Raw genomic sequence first — 25,120 nt, 5'->3', positions numbered from 1 at the left:
GTTTATATATGGAATAGTGTAATTATCATAAAATAGTATTTAATTAAATAACTAGGAAACTTTAGTTACTGTAAGCACTGTTATTATAGTGTTTAAGACTAGTAGACTTTTATTGATATCTTATATAAATAAAAGTATTATCGGCAGAAGGAGGGCGGAAATGAAGCGTAAAAATAGAGAATTATTTAACAGTCAAGGGGGATTCACTTTAATTGAGGTTATTGCTTCTTTAGTTATAATAACTATCATCTTATTATCCTTTTTTGGCTTACTCATTCAATCGAATAAAACAGGAAAAAGCTCTGAACAAATTATTGATGCAACCTATTTAGCGCAAAAGGAAATGGAGAAAATGTATAACTACTTCAAATCCACCAAAATCGAAACTTGGGAATCTGATTTTCCATACGAAAAGGATGAAGAGAAATCGAGCGGTAATACCACTCAGTATAAAGTGACACCCGTAAATGCTAAAAATAAGGAAATCATAATAGTGAGAGCTGAAGATATGTCGCCGGAAAAAACAGTTAGGATTACTATCGAAGTCTATGATTCAAGAGGGAAGATATTAAAAGCAAAAGTGCAAAATATCTTTAACTTATAAGGAAAGAGGTAGTGCGTATGTCTAAATTTCATAATGAGAGAGGCGTGACCTTACTAGAAGTTTTGGCTGTTACTATAATAGTTACGCTCGTTTCTATTGTTCTAATGTCGATCTTAACGAATGGCATGAATACTAGCGATAAACAAATGAAATCGAGTGTACAATTATCTGATGCAACCTATATTTTGAAAGTTGTCACTAAAGATACTCGTAAATCTACAGAAATTATTACGAAAGACTTTGATGATTGTACAGAATATATATTAACGAATAATCAAAATAATCAAAAATATAACTACGTATTTCATCGGAATAATCAGACAATTGCAAGGGATGATGAAATAATTGCAGTGAATGTACTTGATTTTAAAATTAAAGATAAACGGAGTCATATAATTATTGATATTACAACGCCAAATAATAAGCCCTTTTCATCAACTATATATTTCAGAGGAGGTAGCTAGATGTTTAAATATCTAAAACAAGAAAATGGGTATTCGTTACTTTTAGCAATTTTGGCAATTGCTTTACTATCAGTTCTTGGAATTATGCTTTTAACACTTACTGCAAATTCATTAAAGATTTCTACTAGTGAGCGAGATGACCAATCTGTATTTTTCATTGCAGAAGGTGGTTTAAACAGTACAAAAAGCAAAGTAGAACAATTAGCTAAAATTACATATGATCAAAATAGAAAGGATTTCAATAAGCTACCTCTTGATAAAAGAAAGCCGGAAAAATTTAAGTTAGATTTTATAGATGCATTTGAAAGTAGCTTAAAAAAAATCTTTGAAGAGAATACTCAATCATCATATACTGCTACAGTCACCTTTGATGAACAATTTAAAGAAAAACCTATTGCGAATGTAACAATTGTTCAAGAAAATACAGAACCTTTGCAATATAAAATAACATCTGTTGGTTATATTGGAAAGAAAACAAGAACCGTAGTGCAAACAATTACATTTAATTTAGGAAGTGGAACGGAAACTGGCCCTACTTTTTCAAATGCCGCTGCTATCCACGCTATTGAAAACATCGAACTTGGGGGCGGTAAGTTTAATGGGGATGTTGTATCTGAAAGTGGGAATATTGATATTACACAAGATGAAACAAAAATTAATGGAAAAATTGGAACAACTTCAGATAAGTTTTCAAAACCAGACTGGATCAATATTACAAATGAGATTATAGGGAATGTTGCATTTCCTGAAGATATATTACCACCTTTCCCAGATAATCAATTTTCTAATTTAAGCACAAGACCCTATACGAATTCAATACAAGTTACAATCGGTGGGGAGCAAAGACAACTCTCGTTAGATAAAAATTCAATTAAGATTGATGGGGATAGAAAGATAAATGGTACTCCAAATTTCAGTGGTATTCTTCCGATTTCTCAGGATATGTACGTAAAGACGCTTATGGTTGCTTCGAATAATACATTAACGATTGATGTTGGTAATTCAGACAAAAATTTATTTATAGATAACTTTGACTTCTCTCAAGGTCATTTAAATATTATAGGAAGTGGTAAATTAACTTTGTATATAAAGAATGCTTTTGATTTAGAGGGGGATTCAAGTATGAATAATACAGGGGACATAGGCCAATTAAGTATATATTATGCAGGCACTTCGTCGATGAATTTTACTGGTAATACAAGAACAAAAGCCTCTATATATGCTAAATCAGCCAATATAGAAATTGATGGTTCTGGTAGTGTACAAGGAAATATATATGCAGGTGGAACAAATATCACTATTGAAGGAGGGTCTTATAATCACAACTTATATATATATGCCCCTAACGCAAGAGTCTTATTGGGGGGATCAGGAACAGTTATAGGCGGAATAATGGCTCATACAGTAAAGACTAGTGGAGATCCAGCTGTTACTTACAAACAGAAAACGATTGAAGATACAATATCAAATGGTGGCTTAATTTTTGAAGAAAATAACAATTTAACAATTTCTAATGGTATGCTTGAAGTAGACTAAATATCACGTATAAATAAACGCGCATTAAGCCTAACTGTATAGCTTTTAAAAGGCTTATACTCTTCGATTTGTCGGGACGGTTCTTGAGGAAATATTGGAAAAGGGTTGTTTAAAATGACTGTGTGAAATCAGACTTTCTAAACAACCCTTATTTTAATAACGATTAATTGTCTCGGGTTCGTTCAATTCAGTAATAAATTCTTCTTCTTCATCACGTTTAAAGGATGTGTATTGAGATATTAAATTTTCGTCATAGGTTATTTTCAATCTGGAATTTCTTTTAGGTACTTCAACACCATTTGTAATAACGGTTTCTTTTTGGTTTTTAGAACTTTCATAAGTATAGTTTTGACTATTGCCACGTACTGCAGTTAGAATCGTTCGTTTTGCAGAAATTCCTCCATACAAGTTAATATTCGAGCCAACGCCATACATAATCATATTTTGTTTTGAATAGAAAAAGCCTTTAAGCATACTAGGCGTAGCACTATCAACAGAAATATTACTAATTGAAATGTCCCCTGTTGCGAAAATAAAGAGGGTGCTATTTGAATTTATTCCATTTAAAGTACTATCCTTAATATCGACGTTACCATTTACATATAGCATGGCATCGCTACGTAAATTAGTATTGTTTACAATGAAATCTCCATTAATAAAATAGGTGCCCGACAAATTTAAGGTTTTTCCACTTCCATTAATATTAAAATTTCCTCTATCGAGGGTTTTCTTGCATCCAAATAAACCCCAAGTATTACATTCTTCTTTTTCTCCATGTATGAAAATTATATTGTCTCTATTAAATTTAGATGTTTCGTGATTTGTGTTCGAGACACTTAAGCCAGTAGAATAGTTTTTATTATAATTTTTATTTGTATACAAAGGTATAACTTTCTCTGTTATTTCAAGATTATCTCCAGGTAGGCTTTTTGTTACAAGGGATACATTTTTTGTTAAAAACAAACGATTCTGTAATTCGCTTTTTGTAGCAGGATTTGAAGGGGGGAATTTTATATATTTAGAACCGTTTAAATAGTTTGTATTGCCAGATATGTGTGAGGGATAATCAACAGTATTATTTACATAATATATATTTTTTTCTGATTCTCTCATAATTATTTTTGGGGTAACACTTTTAGAGTCTGGAATTATTCTAGGAAAAACGCTATCTGGCCATTGTGCAATATTATTTTTTAGCCAATGGGCTTTTTCAGAGATAATTAAATGACCATCTGTTTTAATATCTCCCTGAATTTCAACACCACCATGTAAATAAAGATTCCCCTCGTCATTCGTTGAAACAGCATAGCGTAATTGATCTGGAATTGCATCTGTACCGATAATAATCTGTGAATATGTAATATGCTCTTTACTATTTACTTTTCCAGTACTTTTAAATGTTACTAGGCGTTTATAACGATCCTTCTCTTCATTTGAAATTAGTTCTACTTTCTCGATGCAGACGTTTGTTTGATTAGCATTTTCTGCAGGGATGTTAATGCCTTGCGAGCAACTTAGCTTTGCAGCAGTCAAGGTATTAACGAGGAAGGTTTCGAATGCAGTCTTTCCCATTGGTTTATCTTTAATTTCTTTTTTTAGAACAGCTTGAATATCATTAACGGCATAGTCTATCCCTTTATCTGATAAATCTTGAGCTTGTACTACTTCCTCTCGAGTGTTGTTTTTTGTAATACCGCTTGACGTTAAAGTGATAAGACTCAAACCGAGTATAGTGAAGATGATGATGACTGCAAATGTTATTAACAATGAATAGCCATTTTCATTTTGCCGGAAAATTTTCATATGACAATCTCCTTTATTTAAACTATTTTGAGCTTACAATAGGTTGAATCCGATTTTTAAATTCCATAGTTTTTGTTTGGTCATTACCTGAACGTTTTTTTATAATCTCAAGCTTTAAATTGATTGTGTAAATGGATTCAACTGCAGGGTTTCCTGTTATTTCTGAATTTTTAGAAATTTCAATGTGGCTGTTTTGAACTTTATATTTCTCCTTTTTAAAATAGATATATGTAGTGCTATTTTCAGTTTTAAATCCTATAGGCTCAAGAGTCTTTTCACATTCGCTAGTAACAGTCCATTTACCATCATCGTTTTTTTTACATTTAGACAGATCATTGGTTACTTCAATATATTGATTACTGATATTCCTTACAATATGACTTTGGTTTGTTGTATAGAGGGTTTTAATAAATTTACTTATGATTAGATCTGCTTCATCTCTAAGCATAGTTTCTTGTTGAATATTTTGATTAGTTTCTAAAGTTTTCACAAGGATAGAAAAGATAAGGGTGGAGACGATTGCTAGAATAACAATCGTTGCGAGTAATTCAATTAGTGTTAAACCATTTTGATTCTTAATATATTTATTCAATTGAAACATATCCTTCCGACGAGCCTTTTGTTTTTCCATTTTGAGAAGTTACTGTTACAACTACTTTTATTAGATTTAAATCTTTTTCTGTGAAATCTGAATTTACATATTTATTAGAATTTTGACTAGGGGTATATGTAATTGTATATGTTTTTCCATTTAAATTTATCTCGAGAGGTGGGTTTTTCTTTTTGGCATCTGGTTCACCGGTATCTTTAAAATAATCATTTAAGTCTTTTGTAGCTATTTTGGTAAGTGGGTCAGATTTTAATTTAGCTAATGCAGCATCGGCTAAATTTACAGTGACTAATTTTTCGGTATTTACTGTGGCTGTTTTATTAGTAGATATAAATATTTGGGCAAAGGATATGAGAATAATGGATATTAATACAAGTGATGCAACTACTTCGATTAAAGAAAATCCTCTCTGTGATTTTATCAACATAAAAAACTCACCTCCGATCTAATAGTTTTTTTTATCTAGAAAAGTTGATTTAATAGGCTTGATTCGGAAATATGTAGGTAAATATAACCTCATTATATAGGGTGTTTACCTTATTGACAATGTATTATTAATGATTTTAATTACACATTAATAATTTTTAGTTCATAAAATTTTAACTTTTTTTAGTTAAAAAGACTCATTAAATAATATCTAGTATGCTGTATGGTAAAAATATGAATAAAAAGTAATGGAGATATATGAGTAATTAGGCATTTTATTTTTGGGTATATTTGTAAAGGTGGTAAGGCTATGAAATTACATTTGAAAATAGGTTCAGCAGTAGCTGTTCTAATCATTTTATTAACAGTCTGGGTACCAAATTTAATTATTGATAGAGCATTAGCTAAAGGGGATGAATCTACAATCGGTGGAATATCAGTTAAGGACTTAGAAGATGATGCCATTGAAAATGCTTTACGAGAGGCCATAAATACTTGGCAAGAGGCTCCTATCGATGTAGAAGGTGCTAAGGTTACGATTTCACTTGACCCTAAACTGTTTGTATTTGATGTAGAGAGTACGATGGCTGAATATCATAGTTTAACTGACAGGTCTTGGCTTGCTTTCTGGAAGCAAAGACAAGTAGTACATATACCCTTACATGTGGTAGTTGATGATCAAGTGAAGAAACAGCTTGAGGCTACTGGTGTATGGGAAGTTGAAAAGACTTTAAATACGATTATCACCGAAGCTTCCAATTTAAAAAGTCACGAAGTCGCTGCAACAGTTGCAGATACTCATTTAATAGAATCGGAGCGTTTAGCTCTATCAATTGAGGAAATCCCTACAAATGCAATGGGTGTTGATAAATTAGCGAATTTGTTAAATGAATCTATTGTTTTACCGAATGAAGCGTTTTCTTTTTTAGCAATAATAGAAGAAAAATATGAAGAATCAGATAGTGAAGCGATTAATTTCGTAGCCTCTATGCTTTATCATGTTGCTCTTCAAACCGATTATGAGATTTCAGAGAGACATTCCCAAGGAGAGAAGCCAAATTATTTACAGCAAGGTTTGGATGCTAGGGTAAATCGAGCGTTAGATAAAGATTTGCAATTTATAAACCATTCGGATCAACCGAATAAATTAAAACTCACAGTAGAAGGCGAATCTTTAAAAGTGGAATTACTAGCTCAAAAGAAAGAAAAAGAAATCTCAGTTCGTGTTAGTAAAGATAAGATCATACAACCTCGAGTCATTACTCGCTATTCTAAAGATTTACCAATAGGTAGAGAAGAAGTTATTCAAAAAGGTCAAGAAGGCGTGCGGGTCGAAGTTTATCGCTCGATTTCAGAAAATGGTAGCACTACGGATGAACTTGTTAGCCGTGACTATTATCCACCAGTTAATAAAATTATTGTGAAATCTTCAAGACAGCCTGTTGTTACTGAAAATAGTAGCGGAAACTCCGACTCGAGTGATCCAGACTTACAAATGGATTTAGACGGAGATGGATTACCGGATACACAATCTGAAAATAAAAAATCCGGCAATAATGCGAAAACGAATAAAGATACATCTACAGATAGTACAAATACTTCAACAGACCCGAATGACCCTGAAATTGTATACGGCTACTACGATAAAGGTGGGAATTTTATACAAACTAGCCCGTAAAGAGAGGAGCAAACGCGAATGGTCGTAAAAACTGGACGAAAACGCTTAGGTGATTTACTTGTCGAATCTGGTGTTATTACAAATGTGCAATTAGAATTTGCTCTTACAAACAAAACAAAAGATGAGAAATTAGGCGATTTTCTTATAAAAGAAAATATTCTAACCGAGCAACAGTTAATCGAAGTACTAGAGTTTCAGCTAGGAATCCCACACATTCATTTGAATCAATATTCTATCAGCCCGGATTTACTTCAGCTTGTTCCGGCTGAACTCGCTAAACGAACAAATATTATTCCAATCCGTCGTGAAAAAAATAAACTGTTTATCGCGATGGCTGACCCGATGGATTATTTTGCAATTGAAGAAGTACGTATGGCGACGGGCTGCCAAATCGAAACGAGTATTGCGGCTAAGGATGATTTATATCGTACGCTAACGAAATACTATGATTTGCAAGAATCTATGGAAGCTGCATTGCTCGATATAGGTGCGACAGTTGCTGAAACACAGGAGGAAATTGAACGAGAGGATTCTCCAATTGTTCGCCTAGTTAATCAGATCATTGCTAACGGAGTTGCCCAACGTGCGAGCGATATCCACTTTGACCCGCAGGAGACGGAGTTAAGGGTTCGTTATCGAGTGGATGGCGTTTTGAGAACAGAGCGTTCGTTACCGAAACATATGCAAAATATAGTATTAGCCCGTATTAAAATTATGGGGAATTTAAATATTACGGAAAATCGAATTCCTCAAGATGGACGCATTAAAACGAATGTTAATTTCAGGCCAGTAGATATTCGTCTTTCTACACTTCCAACTGTTTATGGAGAGAAGGTGGTGATGCGGATTTTGGACTTAAGCAATGTAGCGAATTCTATTGACAAGCTTGGCTTTACAGAGCAAAACGAGGCCCTTTTTCGAAACATGATTGCCAATCCGAATGGGATTCTGCTCATTACCGGCCCTACAGGATCAGGGAAATCATCAACATTATATGCTGCTTTAACTAACTTGAATGAAGAGGGTGTCAACATTATTACAGTTGAGGATCCAGTTGAATATCAGCTTGATGGGATAAACCAAATTCAAGTGAAAGAAGAAGTAGGCTTAACTTTTGCAACTGGATTACGTTCAATTTTGCGTCAAGACCCAGATATTGTAATGATAGGTGAAGTTAGGGATTTCGAAACGGCGCAAATAGCAGTACGTGCCTCGTTAACAGGGCATTTAGTTTTAAGTACTTTACATACAAACAGCGCAGTTGAGTCGATTTCTCGACTACAGGATATGGGGATAGAACCGTTTTTATTATCCTCCTCACTAGTAGGAATTATGGCACAGCGCTTAGTACGACGAATTTGTCGAGACTGTGGAGAAGACTATACTTTTACCAACCATGAATTAGAAATAATGCGTAATAACGGCATTGAAGGTGTAACACGTGGTAGACGAGGAAGAGGCTGCCCTTCGTGTAATCAAACAGGGTATCGTGGAAGGATGGCTATTCATGAAATTTTACCAATCGACCGCAATATTAAAGAAATGATTTTAAGTCGAAGTAGCGATAGTGTGATCCGCGATTATATGAAACAAGAAGGCTATTACACATTACTAGTAGATGGGTTGTTAAAAGTAGTAGAAGGACTAACAACTACTTCAGAAGTATTGCGTGTAGCAAATGTAGATTAGGATGTGAATCGTTCATGACAACATGTAGAAATATTGATGAGCTATTAACGCGTGCATTTGAAGAAAAAGCGTCTGACCTTCATTTAACTAAGGGGATTCCGCCTGTTTATCGTATCCATGGACAACTAGAACATTATGGGAGTGAATTACTAACTTCCGAAGAATTACAGACAATGGTGAAAACTATTTTACCTGAGCATAAATTACAAGAATTTCACGATAAAGGGGAAACTGATTTCAACTATTCATTGCCCGGGAAATGTCGTTTTCGTGTAAATGCATATCATCAACGTAATGAAGTGACAATAGCTGCCCGTTTAATAGAAGCGAAAATCCCTTCCATTGAATCGTTAAATATGCCACAGGTACTGTATCAATTAGCAGAAAAACCACAGGGACTTATTTTAGTGACTGGTCCAACAGGTTCGGGAAAATCTACAACGCTTGCTGCAATGATTGATCATATTAATGAAACAAAATCAAAGCATATTATCACGCTTGAGGACCCGATTGAATATTTACATGCACATAAAAAGTCAATTATCAATCAACGTGAAGTAGGGGTTGATACTCAGAGCTTTTCCAATGGTTTGCGTGCTGCTCTTCGTCAGGACCCCGACATTATTTTAGTAGGTGAGATGCGGGACTATGAAACGATTTCAACAGCCATTACAGCGGCAGAAACGGGCCATTTAGTGATGGCGACATTACATACAAGTAGTGCTCCCACTACGATTGATCGTATTATAGATGTTTTTCCACCACATCAGCAAGGACAGATTCGTGTACAACTAGCGAATGTTTTGGTGGGCATTGTTTCACAACGTTTATTTGTACGTAAGGATGCCAAGGGACGTATTGCTGCAACTGAAATATTAGTACAAGCACCATCTATTTCAAATTTAATTCGAAATGAAAAAGTTCACCAAATTCCAACTGTTATGCAGACTAGTAAAGCTCTAGGCATGCATACTTTGGAATCTTCTATGCAGCAGCTAATAGCAATGGGGAAAATCTCTTTGGAAGAAGCAAGGCCATATATGAATGCGGGGGATTATAATTGACCGTTTTTCGATATAGTGGACGCACAAAAACTGGTGCACACAAAAAAGGAATCATTGACGCGATTAACAAAAAAGTAGCACTTGAAAAATTAAGAGCACAAGGCATTAATGCCCGTGAGCTGGAAGAGTCTAAAAGCATTTTACACAAAGACTTAAATATTGGCGGTAAAGTAAAGCACCAGGATTTCGTTATTTACTGTCGTCAATATGCAACACTAATTCGTGCTGGTGTTTCAATTGTAGAGGCAACACATATTTTAAGTGGTCAAACGAAAAGTAAAGCATTGAAAAAAGCATTAGAACAAGTGGAAGAGGATATACGAGGGGGGACAGCGTTTTCGGACGCAGCGGCCAAGCACCCAAAGGTTTTTCCTGTAATGTTTGTTAATATGATGCGCTCAGGTGAGGCAACAGGAAATATCGATGAGACTTTAGATCGTTTAGCAGGGACACTGGAGAAACAATTCAAAATTAAAAAGAAAGTACAATCGGCATTGACATATCCAGCTATTTTATCGGTACTAACAATCGCTGTAGGTATGTTTCTAATGATATTTATCGTTCCGACGTTTATGGCTACTTTTGAAGAAATGGACATGGAAATGCCAATCTTAACTGTCGTTGTTGTCAGTATTTCGGATTGGTTAATAGCATACTGGTATTTTGCTATTGGGATTCTCTTATTATCAATTCTTCTATTTAGATTTTTCTATAAAAATAATAAGCAATTTCATTACAATGTAAATTATGCATTATTAAGAATACCTGTATTTGGTATTTTAATGCAAAAAAATGTAATTGCTCGTATGACTAGAACCTTATCTTCTTTGTTTAGTAGTTCAGTGCCAATTCTACAGGCACTTACAATTGTGGAAAAAATTGTAGGGAATCCAGTTGTAGGAAAAGTTGTACTGGAGGCAAGAGATAACTTAGAAAAAGGCGGCACCTTATCTGAGCCATTAGAAAAAAGTTGGCTATTCCCACCGTTAGTAACCCAAATGACTTCGATCGGGGAAAAAACAGGTTCTCTTGATTATATGCTCGAGAAGATCGCGGATTTCTATGAGGATGAGGTAGATCGCTCGGTTGATACATTAAAGTCGCTCGTAGAACCATTGATGATATTAGTTTTAGCAGCGGTTGTAGGAGTGATTGTCGCGGCAATTTTCTTACCAATGTTCGCATTATACGAAAATATGTAAGCGTACTAACTTTAAAGGGGGTGGTATAGAGAAAAGTTGTCGTAGCAATGGTTGTACTTGTGTTTTCGGACTAATCATAACAATTTTTAAGGAGGAACAGTGATGTTCAAAAAAATCTTAAACAAAAAACTATTAAAAAATCAAAAAGGTTTAACGTTAATCGAGCTATTAGCGGTAATTGTAATTCTAGCGATTATTGCGGCTATTGCTATTCCTGCTATTGGGAATATCATTAATAATTCTCGAGACAAAGCACATCTTTCAGACGCTGCTGGTTTACTATCAGGTGCGAAAATTGCTATTGCGGATGGATCTTGTGGTCAACCGGTTTCTAACGTAATTACTTGTAAAGGAGATAAACTTACGGATGTATATGATGGTAAAGGTAAGTTAGATCCTAATGACACTGTAGAATATAATGTTTCCACTAAAGTATATAAAATTACTTTTAAAGGTTTAGGAGAAATTAAAAATATAGCTAAATTTACAGTTGGAACAACTTTCACACCGCCAAGTACTATTATAAGTGATGAAGATTTAGTTAAAGCTATGAATCAGTAAATAATCTTTCAAAGAACATCCAATTCATGAATTGGATGTTCAAATGAAAGATTAATATATTTGAATTTAGTTATAGAAATTAAAAAGGAGGCATCTTTTCACATGTTTACAAAAAAGAAAAAATCGCATGTGTCGATTGAAATAAAGGATTATATATTGCGTGCGATTGTGGCAAAAGGTGCTGATCCGTCGCAATGGAAAGGCTATGAAATGCCGTTAGCACAGGGAATTGTTGAAGGATCTGTTATTCATGATGAAATGGAATTGTTTGATGTAATGAAAAATGATGTGGCAAAATGGGCTGGTAAAAAGCAAAATGCGCGTATTTTTGTACCGGATACTTCCGTTTTGTTAAAGAGCTTTGAGCATCCTGATGATATAGAGTGGAATGAATTAAAAGGTTATGTAGAGATGGAACTTGGTCATTCCATTCATCTTCCATTTCAAGAGCCTCTTATTGATGTGTATGACCCAAATCCTAGTGATGGACAGGCCATGCTATTTGCAGCACCTTCAGAAGAAGTTTCTAAAATGATTGGACTTTTACTCGATGCTACATTAGAACCACAAGCAGCTGATATTCGAGCATTGTGTAATATTCGTCTGTTAGAGTATTTGCAGTTAATAAAGGACAATCGAACTTATTTAATAGCGGATTGGTCAATCAATGAATTGTCGATAAGTATTTTTTCATTTGGTCAACTGGAGTTTTTACGATACCAATCATTTGATACAGATTTATCGGAATGGAAGCATGAAGAGATTGAAGAGTATCGTTTTTCTTATCATTCAGAAGTCGAAGATGAGTATCGTATGATTCTTACCGATCAAATGCTTGAAATCGATCGTATTATGAATTTTTTTAAGTTTTCCTTACATAAAGGTGAGAAAAGTGTAGATGAGATTATCATTTTAGGAGATAATCCACTACTTCCTACCATTAAAGAGTTTTTAGAAAATAATTTTTCGACACCAATTATTATGTTAAATGATTCAGTTATTCAAAAATCTTTCCCTCAATTTTCAGAGAAATTTGCAAGCTTAATTGGACTTGCATTAAAGGAGGTTAACTGATGGTACCAGAAATTAACCTCTTGCCGAATTTGGAGAAGAAGCATTCAACACCTACTTTAATATATGTAGTATTTATTATTCTTATTGGTATGATAGTAGGATATATGATTTTCTTGTTTTTCCAAGCAAAAAGTGATCTTACAAAATTAAGTGTACAGGAAGTGGAGCTTTCATCGCAACGAGAACAAATTCAAATGGAGTTAGATGGTAAGCAAAATGCGAACCAAGGCTCATTGGAGCAATCCGTACAATTTGTGGAAAATGTATCCTATCCTGTGACACCTTTAATGGATGAAACACAAGTATTGTTACCAGAGCAAACGTATTTAAGGAACTATGTATTTGGTGAGAAAAAGGTTGAAATTACAGCTGATTTTGAAACGATGTCAGCTATATCATCTTATTTAGAAAAGCTAACTGCAAGCCTCTATTTCAATGATATACAGGTTGATACTATTTCTAATTTTGATGTTGCTATTGGAAACCAAGAGGAAAAAAGTGCAAAGAACAAGTTTAAGGACGTACCACGTTATTCGGCAACTATTACATTAGGAATTGATTTTAAATTTCTTGCTGGAGGTAGAGAATCATGACAAGTAGTAAAAATTCAACGATTCTTATCTTAACAGCATTCATTGCAGCCATTTTATTTGCGCTATATTACTATATATTAACACCTAAATTAGAAGAAGTAGATGCGAAAGAAAGCTCGAACAACGCCCTTCAACAAGAAGTTTCTACTATTCAGGAGCAGATTGCTTTACTTGAAAAGAATGGCAAATCAAATAGTACAAGTAATTTAACATTACGTAAAAAAGTACCTCAAACTCGAGCTATTGATGAAGTCATTCGAAATATTGAAGAGATAGAAGTGGTGACGAGGACACGGGTAGAAGCTATGGACTTTAATAATTATGATTCCCTCGTAGCGGATTCTACTATTACAGATCCCAACTCGACAAATTCTGATGAACAGGCTGATACACAGCAACCGGCAACTGAAGCGGATGAACAAGCTGTTGCTAAGAATGATGAAACTCCTGAAGTGAAAGATAAAATGCCAACTGCTACTTTTACTAAAGATTCCTTACCAACGGAATTAAAACTAGTAACATTTGATATTGATGTTGTCGCAATGGATAATAAAGCAATGGTTGAGTTTATAAAAGAGATTGAAAAAATTGATCGAGTGATGAAAATTGATGCGATCGATTTCACATTAACGGGTGAAGAAGCGAAATTCAAGGAGGACGCTGATTCAACCTTAAAAGCAACCATACAAGTAACGACGTTCTATTATGAAGGACAACAATAATCTAAATGGCGCGCATACTTAAATGTATGGGCGTCTATTAGTATAGGAGGACATAAAATGGAAATTACTTATACAATTACAGTTTTAATATTTGGGCTCGTTCTTGGCTCATTTTTTAATGTGGTTGGCTTACGGGTGCCTTTGAAGGAGTCCATTGTGCGTCCACCCTCGCATTGCACTTCTTGTAAGAGACAGTTGACGGCGCTTGATTTGGTGCCTGTTTTGTCTTATTTATTTTTAGGTGGAAAATGCCGTAGCTGTGGGCAAAAAATTTCTTGGATTTATCCACTGATGGAACTTATAACAGGCCTATTATTTGCTTTTGCTTATTGGAAATTAGGCTTTAGTGCAGAATTTTTTGTAGCGCTATTATTTATTTCATTATTAGTCATTATTGTTGTATCGGATTTTGCGTATATGCTAATTCCCGATAAGGTGCTATTATTCTTTTTACCATTGCTAGTTTTTGGACGCGTTATATCTCCTTTGTCACTATGGTGGGACAGCATAGTTGGTGCTGTCGTAGGTTTTGGCATATTATATTGTATAGCTGTTCTATCAAGAGGTGGAATGGGTGGTGGTGATATTAAATTATTCTTTTTACTTGGTCTCGTACTCGGGACAATACATACAATTCTGACGTTATTTGTAGCGGCAGTAATTGGCATGATTGTTGGCATAATTGTATTAAAGGTACGCGGACAGGGAAGGAAAACGCCTATACCATTCGGACCTTCTATTGCTCTTGCAGCTATTATCATCTATTTCTATGGGGATGCGTTGATGAATTGGTATCTTGGGTTTTGGTAATTAATCAGTGATGGATTCCTTCAATGATTAATAGTCTTCACCAATTTGGCTTTTACAGGCAGTTATTGCAAGATAAAGATCATGGAGGGGATAGGGTGAAACCAATTATCGGAATAACGGCTTTTGCGGAGGATGATTTGTCCTCAAGATTAAATGCTGCATATAGCAAAAGTATAATTGAAGCAGGGGGAGTTCCACTTATAATTCCACTTGGCGTTGAAGAGGATGTAGCACAAATTTTATCATTGACGGACGGATTATTACTTTCGGGTGGCTATGATGTACATCCATTCCTCTTTGACGCAGAACCTACACCGAAATTAGGGAAGGTTCATCCTGAACGAGATTCAGTGGAGCTTGCTTTAATTAATGCAGCCAATATTCGGAAAATGCCGATTCTCGGAATCTGTCGAGGGCTTCAAATACTAAATGTTGCGTTTGGAGGCACAGTCTATCAGGATATTGAAAGTGAGTATCATAGTAAAAAATTAATAAAGCATGTGCAACAAGCAGCGCGAGGTGTTGCAACACATTATGTAAATTTAACACCGGATACATTATTAAAAACGATTATTGAGGAAGAAAAAATTGCTGTGAATTCATTTCATCATCAGGCAATAAATGTAGTAGCAGAAAAGTTAAAAGTGGTAGCAAAATCAAGTGATGGTATCATTGAAGCGGTAGAGCATGTTGATTTACCATTTTGTCTAGCAGTACAATGGCATCCTGAAGAGCTAGCCATTGCAGGAGATGAAGTATCAAAGAAACTATTTGCTGCATTTGTAAAGGCAAGTTTAAAGTTTAAAGTAGAGGCATAAAACTTTATAAGCATTATTTTTTATCCAAGGCTAAGATAACCTTCGTGATGAACATGAATACAATGCTAGGTGTAAGGAATCCATTGTAAAGTGGGTTCTTTTTTAGTGTATAAAATAGCACTCAAAACATAAGAAAAAGAGGTATATGCTCATTTGTGAACATAATATCCTCTTTTTATATTTTAAAATTGAGATACTTTTAATGTACACGACGGTATAGACCTACAACATGTCCCAAAATAGAAACTTGATCTACGATAATTGGCTCCATTGTTGAGTTTTCAGGCTGTAAACGAAAATGACTTTTTTCCTTAAAGAAACGTTTTACGGTTGCTTCATTCTCTTCAGTCATTGCTACGACAATATCACCATTATCAGCTGTTGCTTTTTGTTTAACAATCACTAAATCTCCGTCTAAAATGCCAGCTTCAATCATTGATTCACCCATAATTTCTAGCATAAATAATTGATCTTCACTTGTACCATAAATATCTGGTAGTGGGAAATATTCATCGATATTTTCAACAGCAGTTATTGGAGAACCTGCAGTAACCTTCCCAACTAATGGGACATGAATAACATGTTGCTTTTGAATAGAATCCTCTGGCTCTAAAATTTCAATAGCACGTGGTTTAGTTGGATCGCGTCGAATCAAGCCTTTTTGTTCTAAACGAGCTAAATGCCCATGAACTGTTGAGCTTGAAGCAAGTCCAACTGCCTCACCAATCTCACGTACAGAAGGTGGATACCCCTTTGCTCGTACTTCTTCTTTAATGAAATCTAATATGGCCTCTTGTCTTTTCGAAACTTTTTTCATAATGGCTCACCTCTTTTTTTAATCATTCTACTTATTAATAGTATAACAGAATGCGAACACTTAAGCAAACATAGGTTCGAAAAGTGTTTGACAAAAACGTTTGTTCGTATTAATATGAGAACATATATTCCGAACAAACATTCTAGAAAAGGGGTTTTAAACATGAACTGGTTAAAGAAAAATCCACATATTACAACTTTATTAGGAGCTTGTCTACTTTTTGCGGCATACCTTTTTATAACAGACCCAGGCGATGTAACGTACACAGAAATTGAAATCGCACATGGTGATAGCTTATGGTCGTTAGCCGATCAATACCGTGGTAAAATGAAAACGGATGAATGGATTAAGCTTGTGAAAACAGAAAATGAATTATCGAACATACAAATTATTGCAGGCAAATCCCTAGTGATTCCAGTAGTGGGTGACCAATCCTATCCTATAAATTCAATTGAAATTGCGAGAAACGAAAAATGATGATGAATCAACAATCGGCTGTTGTCTATTGCCGTGTGAGTACAGAAAAAGAGACACAAAGTTCCTCGTTGGAGCGTCAGCAAGAGGAGTTGATGCGCTATGCTAAAGAACAGGGCTACGAAGTCATGCGTGTTTTTAAGGACAAGCATAGCGGTTATGATGTGGAACGTGAAGGTTTACTAGAAATGCTCGATTTCATTAAAGAAAAAGAGATAGAAGCATTATTTGTGCAGGATGAAACACGCTTAGGTCGTGGAAATGCTCGAATGGCAGTATTGCATTTATTGCAGAAAACTGAAACTGATGTTTTTTCTATGCGAGACGAGGGGCCAATACAATTAAATGAAATGGATACGATGCTCCTAGAAATTTTAGCAATCGTAGAGGAGTACCAGCGCAGAATCCATAATGCTAAAATACGTCGTGGCATGCGTCGTGCCGTTGAAAATGGCTATCGCCCAGAAAACAATTTATCTAACCGTGGAAATCCAAATGGTCAAGAACGTAAGGAAGTCCCTGTAGACGAAATTGTCAACCTACGTAATCGAGGCTTCACCTTTGAGGAAATCGCCATGACTCTTAGAGGTCTAGGTTTTGAAGTAAGCAAAGCTACAGTCCATAGGAGATATCGGGAACATCAAGAGGGAAGCGGGCAAAATAAAGTGACGTTTTAATCAGTGGGAGTTTTATCGTCCCGCTGTTTTTTTTTAAAGGCACTAGATGTTGGTGAAGGGCCGAGAAGTGATGGATAGAACAGCGAAGTGATGGATACAGCAACCGTAGAGACGGGTTTTACCATCAAAATGATAGGTACAAGGAATAACTAAGTTCCATCTATCCTTAAGTAATAAATTAATACAAACTTTAAATAGTCACATTGTCTGGTAGTTTGAATGGATTTTCTTTATTTATTCTGTCATAAAACATGATCCCATTTAAATGATCTATTTCATGTTGCATTAAGATTGAACCATATCCATTAAATTGAAATATGGCTTCTTGCCCATGTATATCGTATGCTTTGACTTTAATTCTCTCATATCTTGGAACAAATCCACTAACTCTTCTATTAACCGAAAGACATCCTTCCCCCTCAGGTAAATAAATCATGTTTAAAGAGTGACTAATGATTTTTGGGTTAATTAACATATATTCATGACTTTTATCTCCATCTTGAAAAAATGCAGCAAACATTCGTTTATTTAGACCAATTTGATTAGCCGATAACCCTGATCCAGGACGCAATTTGTGTTTTTTGGAAAGATCCGGATCTTGGCTATTTTTCAAGTATTGAAGCATGCATAATAAACTATCTTTATCATCTTCTGATACAGGTAACGTAACCTCTTGGGTATTCTTACGTAATATTGCAGCACTCTCTTTAACGAAATCTTTCATTGTTATCATATATGCTGGACGGAACTTACTCATATATAAACACCTCATCTACTTTTCTATTAAGAGCTTTAGCAATTTTAAAGGCTAATTCAAGAGTAGGGTCATACTTATCATTTTCAATACAATTAATGGTTTGTCTTACGACGCCACACTCCCTTGCTAGTGCCTCTTGAGTCATTCCTAATTTTTTTCTTAAAGCTTTAATAATGTTTTTCAGATTTATCCCTCTTTTATCTAAAGTATTGGACATTTTGGAAATGAAAGAAGAGAAGTAGCGAATTCTACTTCTCTTCCTCATAAATTCTCTATAATGTTGAAAAACATTTATATCATCTATTACTATAACTAAGTTTTCATATTAATTAGCTCTATTTCGTTATTCCAGGTACCAATTTTCATCAAAAGAGAGATGGAGGGCTTTACCCACAGTAATGCCAAACTTTATAAAACCTCTACCTCTCGCAGTTATTATGTTGCCGTCTTGTACAACTAGTTCTTCAGAGAAATGATTAAGATCAAAGAAACCTAACTTATCCATACCTTCTGGTGATATTCTTACAGTATATTTTTTGTTCTTTAATACTCCAGCTTTTGCTAAAAGAGTGGGGCTGCTAGAGATGCTTGCAATGATTGCACCTTTGGCATTTGCATTTCCAATAAAATCAATTAATTTTTGCTCGTGTATTAGTAAAGCTATATCCATACACCCAGGTAATATCAGGCTATCGATTTCGTCAAGATTAACTTCACTTATTTGTGTATCGGCTATACAAGATAACCCAGATTCCCCTTTAATTTTTTCACTGTTTAATCCAACAGTTATAACGGGTTTATCTCCTTGCATTAATATAGATAATACTACGCTCAATTCATATTCACTAAATTGGGGATACAATAATACAGCGGTCTTTTTCATATAAATCTCTCCTCTAGAAATCGAAATAGACATAGTAGTAAAGGTAGATTTTTTAATCCCTAAAAGGATCTTATGCCCATTCCTCATCTAAGACAGCATAATAGTATTCGTCCCACCACTCATCTCCGTTTGGTATGCATTTTTTAAAATAACCCTCGCGCCTCATGCCGATTTTCTCCATTACTCGATAGGATGGGATGTTTTCTGGTTGGCATGTTGCAATAATTCTATGAAGTTTCATTTCTTTAAATCCGTAATCCAGTACAGCTTTTGCTGCTTCAGAGGCATATCCATTATTGTAATAGTTCGGATTCAATACCCAGCCAATTTCATATGTATGGTCACCAAAATATTGATGGAAAACAATATGACCAATAACAATATTTTCGCTTACTAAAATAATAGGGAAGTATTTTGCTTTTTCACCTCTATTTTCTGAAACGAACTTTTTAGCTTCTTCCTCATTAAAAACTCCCTCGGGAATATACTCCATCACATTTGGATTCGAAGTATATTCATAGACAGCTTGCCAATCTTGGACCTCAAATTCTCTTATTAATAGTCTTTTTGTTTTGATAAACATTTCATTTTTTCCCCCAAGTCAAGAAATTTCACATTTGTTTTACTTTCTATTTATTTATCAGCTCATCAATCTTTTTATTCATTTTTTTTACTTCTGATTTGTTATATAGATAAAATAACAGCCAAATTAGAGTAAATAGCAAAACACTAAAGAATAGCATTAACATAGTTATTCCTATAGATGATGTAGGAAGCCAATTTAAAAATAGTGCAACAACAATAAAAGTACCTAAAGAAATTGCAGAATGGATAGCTGTTTGTAGTAAAAACGTTAAACGTTCTACTTGATAAATATATGATGGTAATACACAAGCAAGCCCCACAATAATTGAACCTAGAGATTGTTGTATAAAGTCTGCCGTAATAGCTTCTAAAAAAATATCTCCAAAAATCCAAGAACCAAAAAGGTTAATAAAAACAAAAACTGTACAGCCCATACTTACGCCAAACGCTACATTTTTAAAAAAATGCACCTATATTAAACCCCCAAACGGTTTTTAAATTGCTTTCGATAATTACGAGAAATTACTTCTTTAATGCCTAAAACTAACTCAATTTCCATTGTTCCATTAAATGAGGCTTCAATATTTTTAACTTTTGTTAGATTTATAATTGCAGATTTAGAAATCCGTATAAAATCATTCCCTAATTGTCGCTCTAATTCATATAAAGGTTTATTCAATATGAGACGATTATTATCTACATCATATAAAGCTAATTCTCTTCCTTCCGTTCGAATAACAATTATTGAATTTGGATCAATGATATATGTTTTATTATTTGCTATCCCTGTTAAAATTTGTTCTTCTTGCTCTTGTTGTAATAAAGAAATAGCAGCTTGTATCGTAGGAGTAAGTTTTGCTGTACAAATTGTTACATGTGGCTCTTCATACTCTGAATCTATTTTCACCTCTATTTTCAGCTTTATCACCTCTCAAAAAATTATAGCATATACATCGTTTTGGAAAATGCAGGTCATTCTTTGAAAAAGGCATCTTACACAATCATAACAACATGTTACTCCAAACGTATTGTTGGGGTACATCTCGTTCGATATATTGAGTTCAGGTAAAAGGGGGCTATGGATATTATGAATGAATTAACTACTTCAAGTGAAAGAAATAAAACTGGTTGGATATTAGCAAGTATTTCAATTATGCTCACAGCGAGTATAATCCTTTGGTTCTATAATAATCCTGAAGGTTTTATTGAAAATGGAATTGGCTTTAGGACAGATGTATTTTCGAATATATTTATTTGGATTTTTACGCTTTTTATCATAACGGGATACATTGCTTATACACTCATTGCAATACCTTTTGTAAAAGCTCATTTATTGACTATTTCTTGGCTTAAAGTAATTGGAATATGGGTTGCCATTGTGACAGGAATAGTAGAAGAAGTTGTTTTCAGACATTTACTTATGGAATACTTATTAACTCTTGCATTGTCAGACGTGACACAAATACTAATTTCAGGGATACTCTTTGGAATTGCTCATGGTGTATGGGTACTTTTGAAAGGGGATTGGAAGTTTGCATTACCTGCTATTATAAGTACCACAATATTAGGAAGTCTTCTCGCAACGCTTTATATTGTAGCTGGACGAAGTACCTTTGCACCAATTGTAGCTCATATTTTAATTAATATGTTTATTGAACCATGGCTAATGTTATCTGCGGTTTCTGGAAAATGGGATGGTAAATAAAGAATAAATTGATTTTGTATGTATTATATCAAGGTTTCTAGCTTGTTTTATTAGTAGTTGCTGAAAAGATCGAAATATTGCGCGAACGAGGTATGGCATGAACTAATATTAAAATAAAGAAACTAGTGATCATAGATACTACTTACAAGTTATTAAGCTACCAAAATAACCAGGCGTTCATGAGTGGTGGGCACCTGTTTTTTTGTGTTTATTCACCTTATAATCTTAAAAGACTCTTTTGCATAGTATATTCAAGAATTTTATTCATAATCAAAATGTGGAAATTATAATATCATCTGAATCTTTTATATGTCTTTATAAATACTTTTTGGCTGCTTATCTTCTGTTAAATCATCTTGTGAATATAAATTTTAGTTTTGGGTATATTTTATTACTATTGATTTTTTCTAAATCGCTAAACCAAATTCTATTCCCTCCAATGACTAACACCTTTTCCCGTTATCTAAGTTCTTTTTTTAAAATTAGTTCCCAGGTTCAATTCGGACGAAAAATGAACGAGATCTGGTTGTTGAAGCATTGGATCATGCTGTACAAGGATATAAAATCCGGCTCCAGGATTGATCATCATACCGATTAAAAAGAGATTGCAGCATTAACCCCAATCTTTTATCTTACACATTCTGTCACACGCTCGTCGTATGTATTAGCCCCAAATCAGCCCACTAGCCCCAAAAATAAGCTTTTTTTGCACTATCTTAAAGAATAAACTAGTGCTAGAAAGGTTGGTATAACTGCATTTCAAGGGAAAACATGCTATACTTTGCATACCATATTCATTAAGATATGTATTGAAAGGTGTGTAACTATGTTATCAAAAGAAAAAATTAACCGAATCAATGAACTTTCTGCTAAGGCTAAAAGTGGTACATTAACAGAGGCAGAAGCTAAGGAACGATCAGCGCTTCGTAAAGAATATCTAGATACATTTAGATCAACTATGCGTGATACAATTGAAAACGTAAAAGTGGTAGATGCTGAAGGAAATGATGTAACGCCAGAAAAAGTTAAACAAGCGAAAAAAAATAAATTTCTAAATTAATGTGTCACATTTCTATAAAGTATGTAATAAAACGTTAATAGTATAACAAAACCATTGTTTTCTGAAGTAATGTTGACTAAACTGTATAAGAACAATATATAGGACGAGAAAGGATGTCACAAAATAATGACTCAACATGCGGATCAACTAGCGATTAATGCTATCCGAACTTTGTCAATCGATGCAATTGAAAAAGCAAACTCAGGTCACCCAGGTTTACCGATGGGGGCAGCGCCAATGGCTTATACGCTTTGGACAAAACAACTTCGCCATAATCCGGCTAATCCAAAATGGTTTAACCGCGATCGTTTTGTACTTTCCGCAGGTCATGGCTCTATGCTTTTATATAGCCTACTTCATCTAGGTGGCTACGGCTTACCTATGGAAGAAATTCAAAACTTCCGTCAATGGGATTCATTAACTCCAGGACATCCTGAATACGGTCATACTGTTGGGGTAGAGGCAACAACAGGTCCTCTAGGTCAAGGTATTGCTATGACAGTTGGTATGGCAATGGCTGAACGCCATTTAGCAGCTACTTACAATAAACCAGGACATGACATCGTTGATCACTATACATTTGCACTTTGTGGCGATGGCGATTTAATGGAAGGTGTAGCAGCTGAAGCTATCTCTTTAGCAGGTCACTTAAAACTTGAAAAGTTAATCGTTTTATATGATTCAAACGATATTTCTTTAGATGGCGATTTAGAAAAATCATTCTCAGAAAATGTTCAAAAACGTTTTGAATCTTATGGCTGGAACTATTTAAAAGTTGCAGATGGTACAGATGTTGCATCAATTAACGCAGCAATCGAAGAAGCTAAAAAATCAACTGGCAAGCCAACACTTATTGAAGTGAAAACTGTTATCGGTTTTGGTTCACCAAACAAATCAGGTAAAGCTGCTTCTCACGGCGCACCACTTGGTCAAGATGAAGTCGTTTTAACAAAAGCAGCATATGAATGGGCGCACGAGCCATTCCAAATTCCTGCTGAAGCATATGATACATTCGCAGCAGCTGCTGAAGTTCAAGGGGCACAACCTGAAGAAGCTTGGAATGCTAAGTTTGAAGCATATAAGCAAGAGTTCCCAGAATTAGCAGCACAATTTGAAAACGCAATGAATGGTCAATTACCAGAGGATTTCGCTTCAGAATTACCAGTTTATGAAGCAGGTAAATCAGTAGCAACTCGTTCTTCTTCTGGAGATGCAATCAATGCAATTGCAAAGAAAACACCATCATTCTTCGGTGGTTCAGCTGACCTTGCTGGCTCAAATAAAACAACGATGAAAGACGCTGGAGATTTCTCTGCAGACGATTACGCTGGCCGTAATATTTGGTTCGGTGTACGTGAGTTTGCAATGGGTGCTGCTATGAACGGTATGGCACTTCACGGTGGTGTTAACGTATTCGGTGGTACATTCTTCGTATTCTCTGACTATGTTCGTCCAGCTGTACGTCTTTCTGCACTAATGGGTCTTCCTGTTACTTATGTATTTACACATGACTCAATTGCTGTAGGGGAAGATGGTCCGACACATGAACCAATCGAACACCTTGCATCTTTACGTGCAATGCCAAATTTATCTGTTGTTCGCCCAGCTGATGCAAATGAATCAGCAGTTGCATGGGAACTAGCAGTAGCATCTGAAAAAACACCAACTGTTTTAGTATTATCTCGTCAAAACTTACCTGTGCTTGACGCATCTATTGATACAGTACGTGAAGGTGTTACTAAAGGTGCTTATACAGTATCTCCTGCTACAAAAGAAGTGGCAGATGCCATTTTAATTGCAACAGGCTCTGAGGTTTCACTTGCAGTAGAAGCACAAAAAGCATTAAAAGCTGATGGTGTAGATGTGGCAGTTGTTTCAATGCCATCTATGGATCGCTTCGAAAAACAAGATGCAGCTTACAAAGAATCTGTTCTTCCAAAAGCTGTAACAAAACGTCTTGCAATCGAGATGGGCTCATCATTCGGCTGGCATAAATACACTGGTTTTGAAGGGGACGTTCTTGCAATTGACAAGTTCGGCGCTTCTGCACCAGGTGAATTAGTAATGGAAAAATACGGATTCACAGTAGAAAATGTTGTAGCGAAGGTAAAAGCGCTATAATTTATAAAATACCGCAATACTCAGTAGGTTAAATCTCCTCTGAGTACTGCGGTATTTTTTCATGTTTAGAGGACTTCAATAAAGAAATACAAATAGCTGCACAATGAATTAGTAGCATAATGACAGATGCATAAGCAACATACATAGTGAACAGTGTAAACGAGCTGCTAGAACTTTTTAATAGATTAGGTTAAACAAATACGAAACTGCATTGGAAAAATGCAGTTTCGTATTTGTTTTGGAAAGCAGGTAGAATCGCTGATAAAAGAGCGAAAATCGCTGATAGCCCGGGTAGAATCGCTGATAAAAGAGCGAAAATCGCTGATAGCCCGGGTAGAATCGCTGATAAAAGAGCGAAAATCGCTGATAGCCCGGGTAGAATCGCTG

At 35.0% G+C, this 25,120-nt stretch carries 29 protein-coding genes; 18 read left to right on the top strand and 11 right to left on the bottom strand.

Annotated elements, in window-relative coordinates; translation table 11 throughout:
• Positions 1 to 160 precede the first annotated feature (160 nt).
• The 3 genes from ACIQ7T_RS00145 to ACIQ7T_RS00135 are packed head-to-tail and all read left to right on the top strand — an operon-like array spanning position 161 to position 2,604.
• On the top strand, positions 161 to 604 hold the full coding sequence (locus ACIQ7T_RS00145; RefSeq protein ID WP_402867993.1) for a type IV pilus modification PilV family protein: 444 nt from the start codon (positions 161 to 163) through the stop codon (positions 602 to 604).
• Positions 605 to 615: 11 nt separating this feature from the next.
• Positions 616 to 1,068: a type II secretion system protein gene (locus ACIQ7T_RS00140; protein WP_402867992.1), complete on the top strand. Its 453-nt coding sequence runs from the start codon at positions 616 to 618 to the stop codon at positions 1,066 to 1,068.
• Positions 1,069 to 2,604 (top strand): DUF7305 domain-containing protein, encoded by a 1,536-nt coding sequence (locus ACIQ7T_RS00135; RefSeq protein WP_402867990.1) that lies wholly within the window; start codon positions 1,069 to 1,071, stop codon positions 2,602 to 2,604.
• A 153-nt stretch (positions 2,605 to 2,757) separates the two neighbouring features.
• On the opposite strand, the gene ACIQ7T_RS00130 is transcribed toward ACIQ7T_RS00135, so the two are convergent.
• From ACIQ7T_RS00130 to ACIQ7T_RS00120, 3 genes are read right to left on the bottom strand one after another with little or no spacing between them, the layout of a single operon-like run.
• Complete coding sequence (locus tag ACIQ7T_RS00130) at positions 2,758 to 4,407, bottom strand: hypothetical protein (protein WP_402867988.1); 1,650 nt, start codon at positions 4,405 to 4,407, stop codon at positions 2,758 to 2,760.
• 22 nt (positions 4,408 to 4,429) lie between these two features.
• Complete coding sequence (locus tag ACIQ7T_RS00125) at positions 4,430 to 4,999, bottom strand: PulJ/GspJ family protein (protein WP_402867986.1); 570 nt, start codon at positions 4,997 to 4,999, stop codon at positions 4,430 to 4,432.
• A complete protein-coding gene (locus ACIQ7T_RS00120; protein WP_402867984.1) occupies positions 4,992 to 5,444 on the bottom strand; it encodes a type IV pilus modification PilV family protein in 453 nt (150 codons plus the stop codon). The genes ACIQ7T_RS00125 and ACIQ7T_RS00120 overlap by 8 nt, the downstream gene beginning before the upstream one ends.
• 309 nt (positions 5,445 to 5,753) lie before the next feature.
• Here ACIQ7T_RS00120 and ACIQ7T_RS00115 point away from each other — a divergent pair, with 309 nt between their 5' ends.
• From ACIQ7T_RS00115 to ACIQ7T_RS00070, 10 genes are all read left to right on the top strand, one after another.
• On the top strand, positions 5,754 to 7,121 hold the full coding sequence (locus ACIQ7T_RS00115) for a VanW family protein (RefSeq protein ID WP_402867982.1): 1,368 nt from the start codon (positions 5,754 to 5,756) through the stop codon (positions 7,119 to 7,121).
• A gap of 18 nt (positions 7,122 to 7,139) precedes the next feature.
• On the top strand, positions 7,140 to 8,810 hold the full coding sequence (locus tag ACIQ7T_RS00110; protein WP_402867980.1) for a GspE/PulE family protein: 1,671 nt from the start codon (positions 7,140 to 7,142) through the stop codon (positions 8,808 to 8,810).
• Positions 8,811 to 8,824: 14 nt separating this feature from the next.
• The gene (locus ACIQ7T_RS00105) at positions 8,825 to 9,874 is read left to right on the top strand and encodes a type IV pilus twitching motility protein PilT (protein WP_402867978.1); all 1,050 of its coding nucleotides are present in this window, start codon (positions 8,825 to 8,827) and stop codon (positions 9,872 to 9,874) included.
• Positions 9,871 to 11,076, top strand: coding sequence for a type II secretion system F family protein (locus ACIQ7T_RS00100; RefSeq protein WP_402867976.1), 1,206 nt, complete (start codon positions 9,871 to 9,873; stop codon positions 11,074 to 11,076). The genes ACIQ7T_RS00105 and ACIQ7T_RS00100 overlap by 4 nt, the downstream gene beginning before the upstream one ends.
• Positions 11,077 to 11,178: 102 nt before the next feature.
• A complete protein-coding gene (locus tag ACIQ7T_RS00095) occupies positions 11,179 to 11,637 on the top strand; it encodes a prepilin-type N-terminal cleavage/methylation domain-containing protein (protein WP_402867974.1) in 459 nt (152 codons plus the stop codon).
• A 102-nt stretch (positions 11,638 to 11,739) separates the two neighbouring features.
• Positions 11,740 to 12,711 (top strand): type IV pilus biogenesis protein PilM, encoded by a 972-nt coding sequence (gene pilM / locus ACIQ7T_RS00090; RefSeq protein ID WP_402867972.1) that lies wholly within the window; start codon positions 11,740 to 11,742, stop codon positions 12,709 to 12,711.
• The gene (locus tag ACIQ7T_RS00085) at positions 12,711 to 13,304 is read left to right on the top strand and encodes a PilN domain-containing protein (protein ID WP_402867970.1); all 594 of its coding nucleotides are present in this window, start codon (positions 12,711 to 12,713) and stop codon (positions 13,302 to 13,304) included. Before pilM ends, ACIQ7T_RS00085 begins: the two co-directional genes overlap by 1 nt.
• Positions 13,301 to 14,026: a potassium transporter gene (locus tag ACIQ7T_RS00080; RefSeq protein WP_402867968.1), complete on the top strand. Its 726-nt coding sequence runs from the start codon at positions 13,301 to 13,303 to the stop codon at positions 14,024 to 14,026. Before ACIQ7T_RS00085 ends, ACIQ7T_RS00080 begins: the two co-directional genes overlap by 4 nt.
• 57 nt (positions 14,027 to 14,083) lie before the next feature.
• The gene (locus ACIQ7T_RS00075; protein WP_402867966.1) at positions 14,084 to 14,836 is read left to right on the top strand and encodes a prepilin peptidase; all 753 of its coding nucleotides are present in this window, start codon (positions 14,084 to 14,086) and stop codon (positions 14,834 to 14,836) included.
• Positions 14,837 to 14,931: 95 nt separating this feature from the next.
• On the top strand, positions 14,932 to 15,654 hold the full coding sequence (locus ACIQ7T_RS00070) for a gamma-glutamyl-gamma-aminobutyrate hydrolase family protein (RefSeq protein ID WP_402867964.1): 723 nt from the start codon (positions 14,932 to 14,934) through the stop codon (positions 15,652 to 15,654).
• Between the two features lie 199 nt (positions 15,655 to 15,853).
• On the opposite strand, the gene lexA is transcribed toward ACIQ7T_RS00070, so the two are convergent.
• The gene (lexA, locus tag ACIQ7T_RS00065) at positions 15,854 to 16,471 is read right to left on the bottom strand and encodes a transcriptional repressor LexA (protein ID WP_402867962.1); all 618 of its coding nucleotides are present in this window, start codon (positions 16,469 to 16,471) and stop codon (positions 15,854 to 15,856) included.
• A 162-nt stretch (positions 16,472 to 16,633) separates the two neighbouring features.
• Between lexA and yneA the strand changes: the two genes are divergently transcribed.
• Both yneA and ACIQ7T_RS00055 read left to right on the top strand, forming a co-directional pair.
• Positions 16,634 to 16,948 (top strand): cell division suppressor protein YneA, encoded by a 315-nt coding sequence (gene yneA / locus ACIQ7T_RS00060; RefSeq protein ID WP_370075080.1) that lies wholly within the window; start codon positions 16,634 to 16,636, stop codon positions 16,946 to 16,948.
• The gene (locus tag ACIQ7T_RS00055) at positions 16,945 to 17,622 is read left to right on the top strand and encodes a YneB family resolvase-like protein (RefSeq protein WP_402867959.1); all 678 of its coding nucleotides are present in this window, start codon (positions 16,945 to 16,947) and stop codon (positions 17,620 to 17,622) included. Before yneA ends, ACIQ7T_RS00055 begins: the two co-directional genes overlap by 4 nt.
• Before the next feature lie 190 nt (positions 17,623 to 17,812).
• Here ACIQ7T_RS00055 and def read toward each other — a convergent pair whose 3' ends face one another.
• From def to ACIQ7T_RS00025, 6 genes are all read right to left on the bottom strand, one after another.
• Complete coding sequence (def, locus tag ACIQ7T_RS00050; protein ID WP_402867957.1) at positions 17,813 to 18,379, bottom strand: peptide deformylase; 567 nt, start codon at positions 18,377 to 18,379, stop codon at positions 17,813 to 17,815.
• A complete protein-coding gene (locus ACIQ7T_RS00045) occupies positions 18,372 to 18,563 on the bottom strand; it encodes a helix-turn-helix transcriptional regulator (protein ID WP_053594565.1) in 192 nt (63 codons plus the stop codon). The genes def and ACIQ7T_RS00045 overlap by 8 nt, the downstream gene beginning before the upstream one ends.
• 159 nt (positions 18,564 to 18,722) lie before the next feature.
• Positions 18,723 to 19,262 (bottom strand): DJ-1/PfpI family protein, encoded by a 540-nt coding sequence (locus ACIQ7T_RS00040; protein ID WP_402867955.1) that lies wholly within the window; start codon positions 19,260 to 19,262, stop codon positions 18,723 to 18,725.
• 70 nt (positions 19,263 to 19,332) lie between these two features.
• A complete protein-coding gene (locus tag ACIQ7T_RS00035) occupies positions 19,333 to 19,845 on the bottom strand; it encodes a GNAT family N-acetyltransferase (protein ID WP_402867953.1) in 513 nt (170 codons plus the stop codon).
• 46 nt (positions 19,846 to 19,891) lie between these two features.
• The gene (locus ACIQ7T_RS00030) at positions 19,892 to 20,317 is read right to left on the bottom strand and encodes a DUF3021 domain-containing protein (protein ID WP_402867951.1); all 426 of its coding nucleotides are present in this window, start codon (positions 20,315 to 20,317) and stop codon (positions 19,892 to 19,894) included.
• A 5-nt stretch (positions 20,318 to 20,322) separates the two neighbouring features.
• Positions 20,323 to 20,754 carry a LytTR family DNA-binding domain-containing protein gene (locus ACIQ7T_RS00025; RefSeq protein ID WP_370075075.1) on the bottom strand — a complete coding sequence of 144 codons (432 nt, stop codon included), beginning with the start codon at positions 20,752 to 20,754 and terminating at the stop codon, positions 20,323 to 20,325.
• Positions 20,755 to 20,934: 180 nt separating this feature from the next.
• Between ACIQ7T_RS00025 and ACIQ7T_RS00020 the strand changes: the two genes are divergently transcribed.
• The 3 genes from ACIQ7T_RS00020 (at position 20,935) to tkt (ending at position 24,733) form a co-directional block, all read left to right on the top strand.
• Positions 20,935 to 21,552, top strand: a complete 618-nt coding sequence (locus ACIQ7T_RS00020; RefSeq protein ID WP_402867949.1) for a CPBP family intramembrane glutamic endopeptidase — start codon at positions 20,935 to 20,937, stop codon at positions 21,550 to 21,552.
• An 826-nt stretch (positions 21,553 to 22,378) separates the two neighbouring features.
• Positions 22,379 to 22,612 carry a DUF896 domain-containing protein gene (locus tag ACIQ7T_RS00015; RefSeq protein ID WP_132363207.1) on the top strand — a complete coding sequence of 78 codons (234 nt, stop codon included), beginning with the start codon at positions 22,379 to 22,381 and terminating at the stop codon, positions 22,610 to 22,612.
• 126 nt (positions 22,613 to 22,738) lie between these two features.
• Complete coding sequence (gene tkt / locus ACIQ7T_RS00010; protein ID WP_402867947.1) at positions 22,739 to 24,733, top strand: transketolase; 1,995 nt, start codon at positions 22,739 to 22,741, stop codon at positions 24,731 to 24,733.
• A 190-nt stretch (positions 24,734 to 24,923) separates the two neighbouring features.
• On the opposite strand, the gene ACIQ7T_RS00005 is transcribed toward tkt, so the two are convergent.
• Positions 24,924 to 25,120: hypothetical protein (locus ACIQ7T_RS00005; protein WP_402867945.1), on the bottom strand; the 197-nt coding region annotated here is incomplete at its 5' end.

This window comes from Lysinibacillus sp. NPDC096212 (assembly GCF_044763105.1).
Taxonomy (GTDB): domain Bacteria; phylum Bacillota; class Bacilli; order Bacillales_A; family Planococcaceae; genus Lysinibacillus.
The sequence above is the reverse complement of the archived record's forward strand: the minus strand, read 5'-3'. Positions and strand labels throughout refer to the sequence as shown.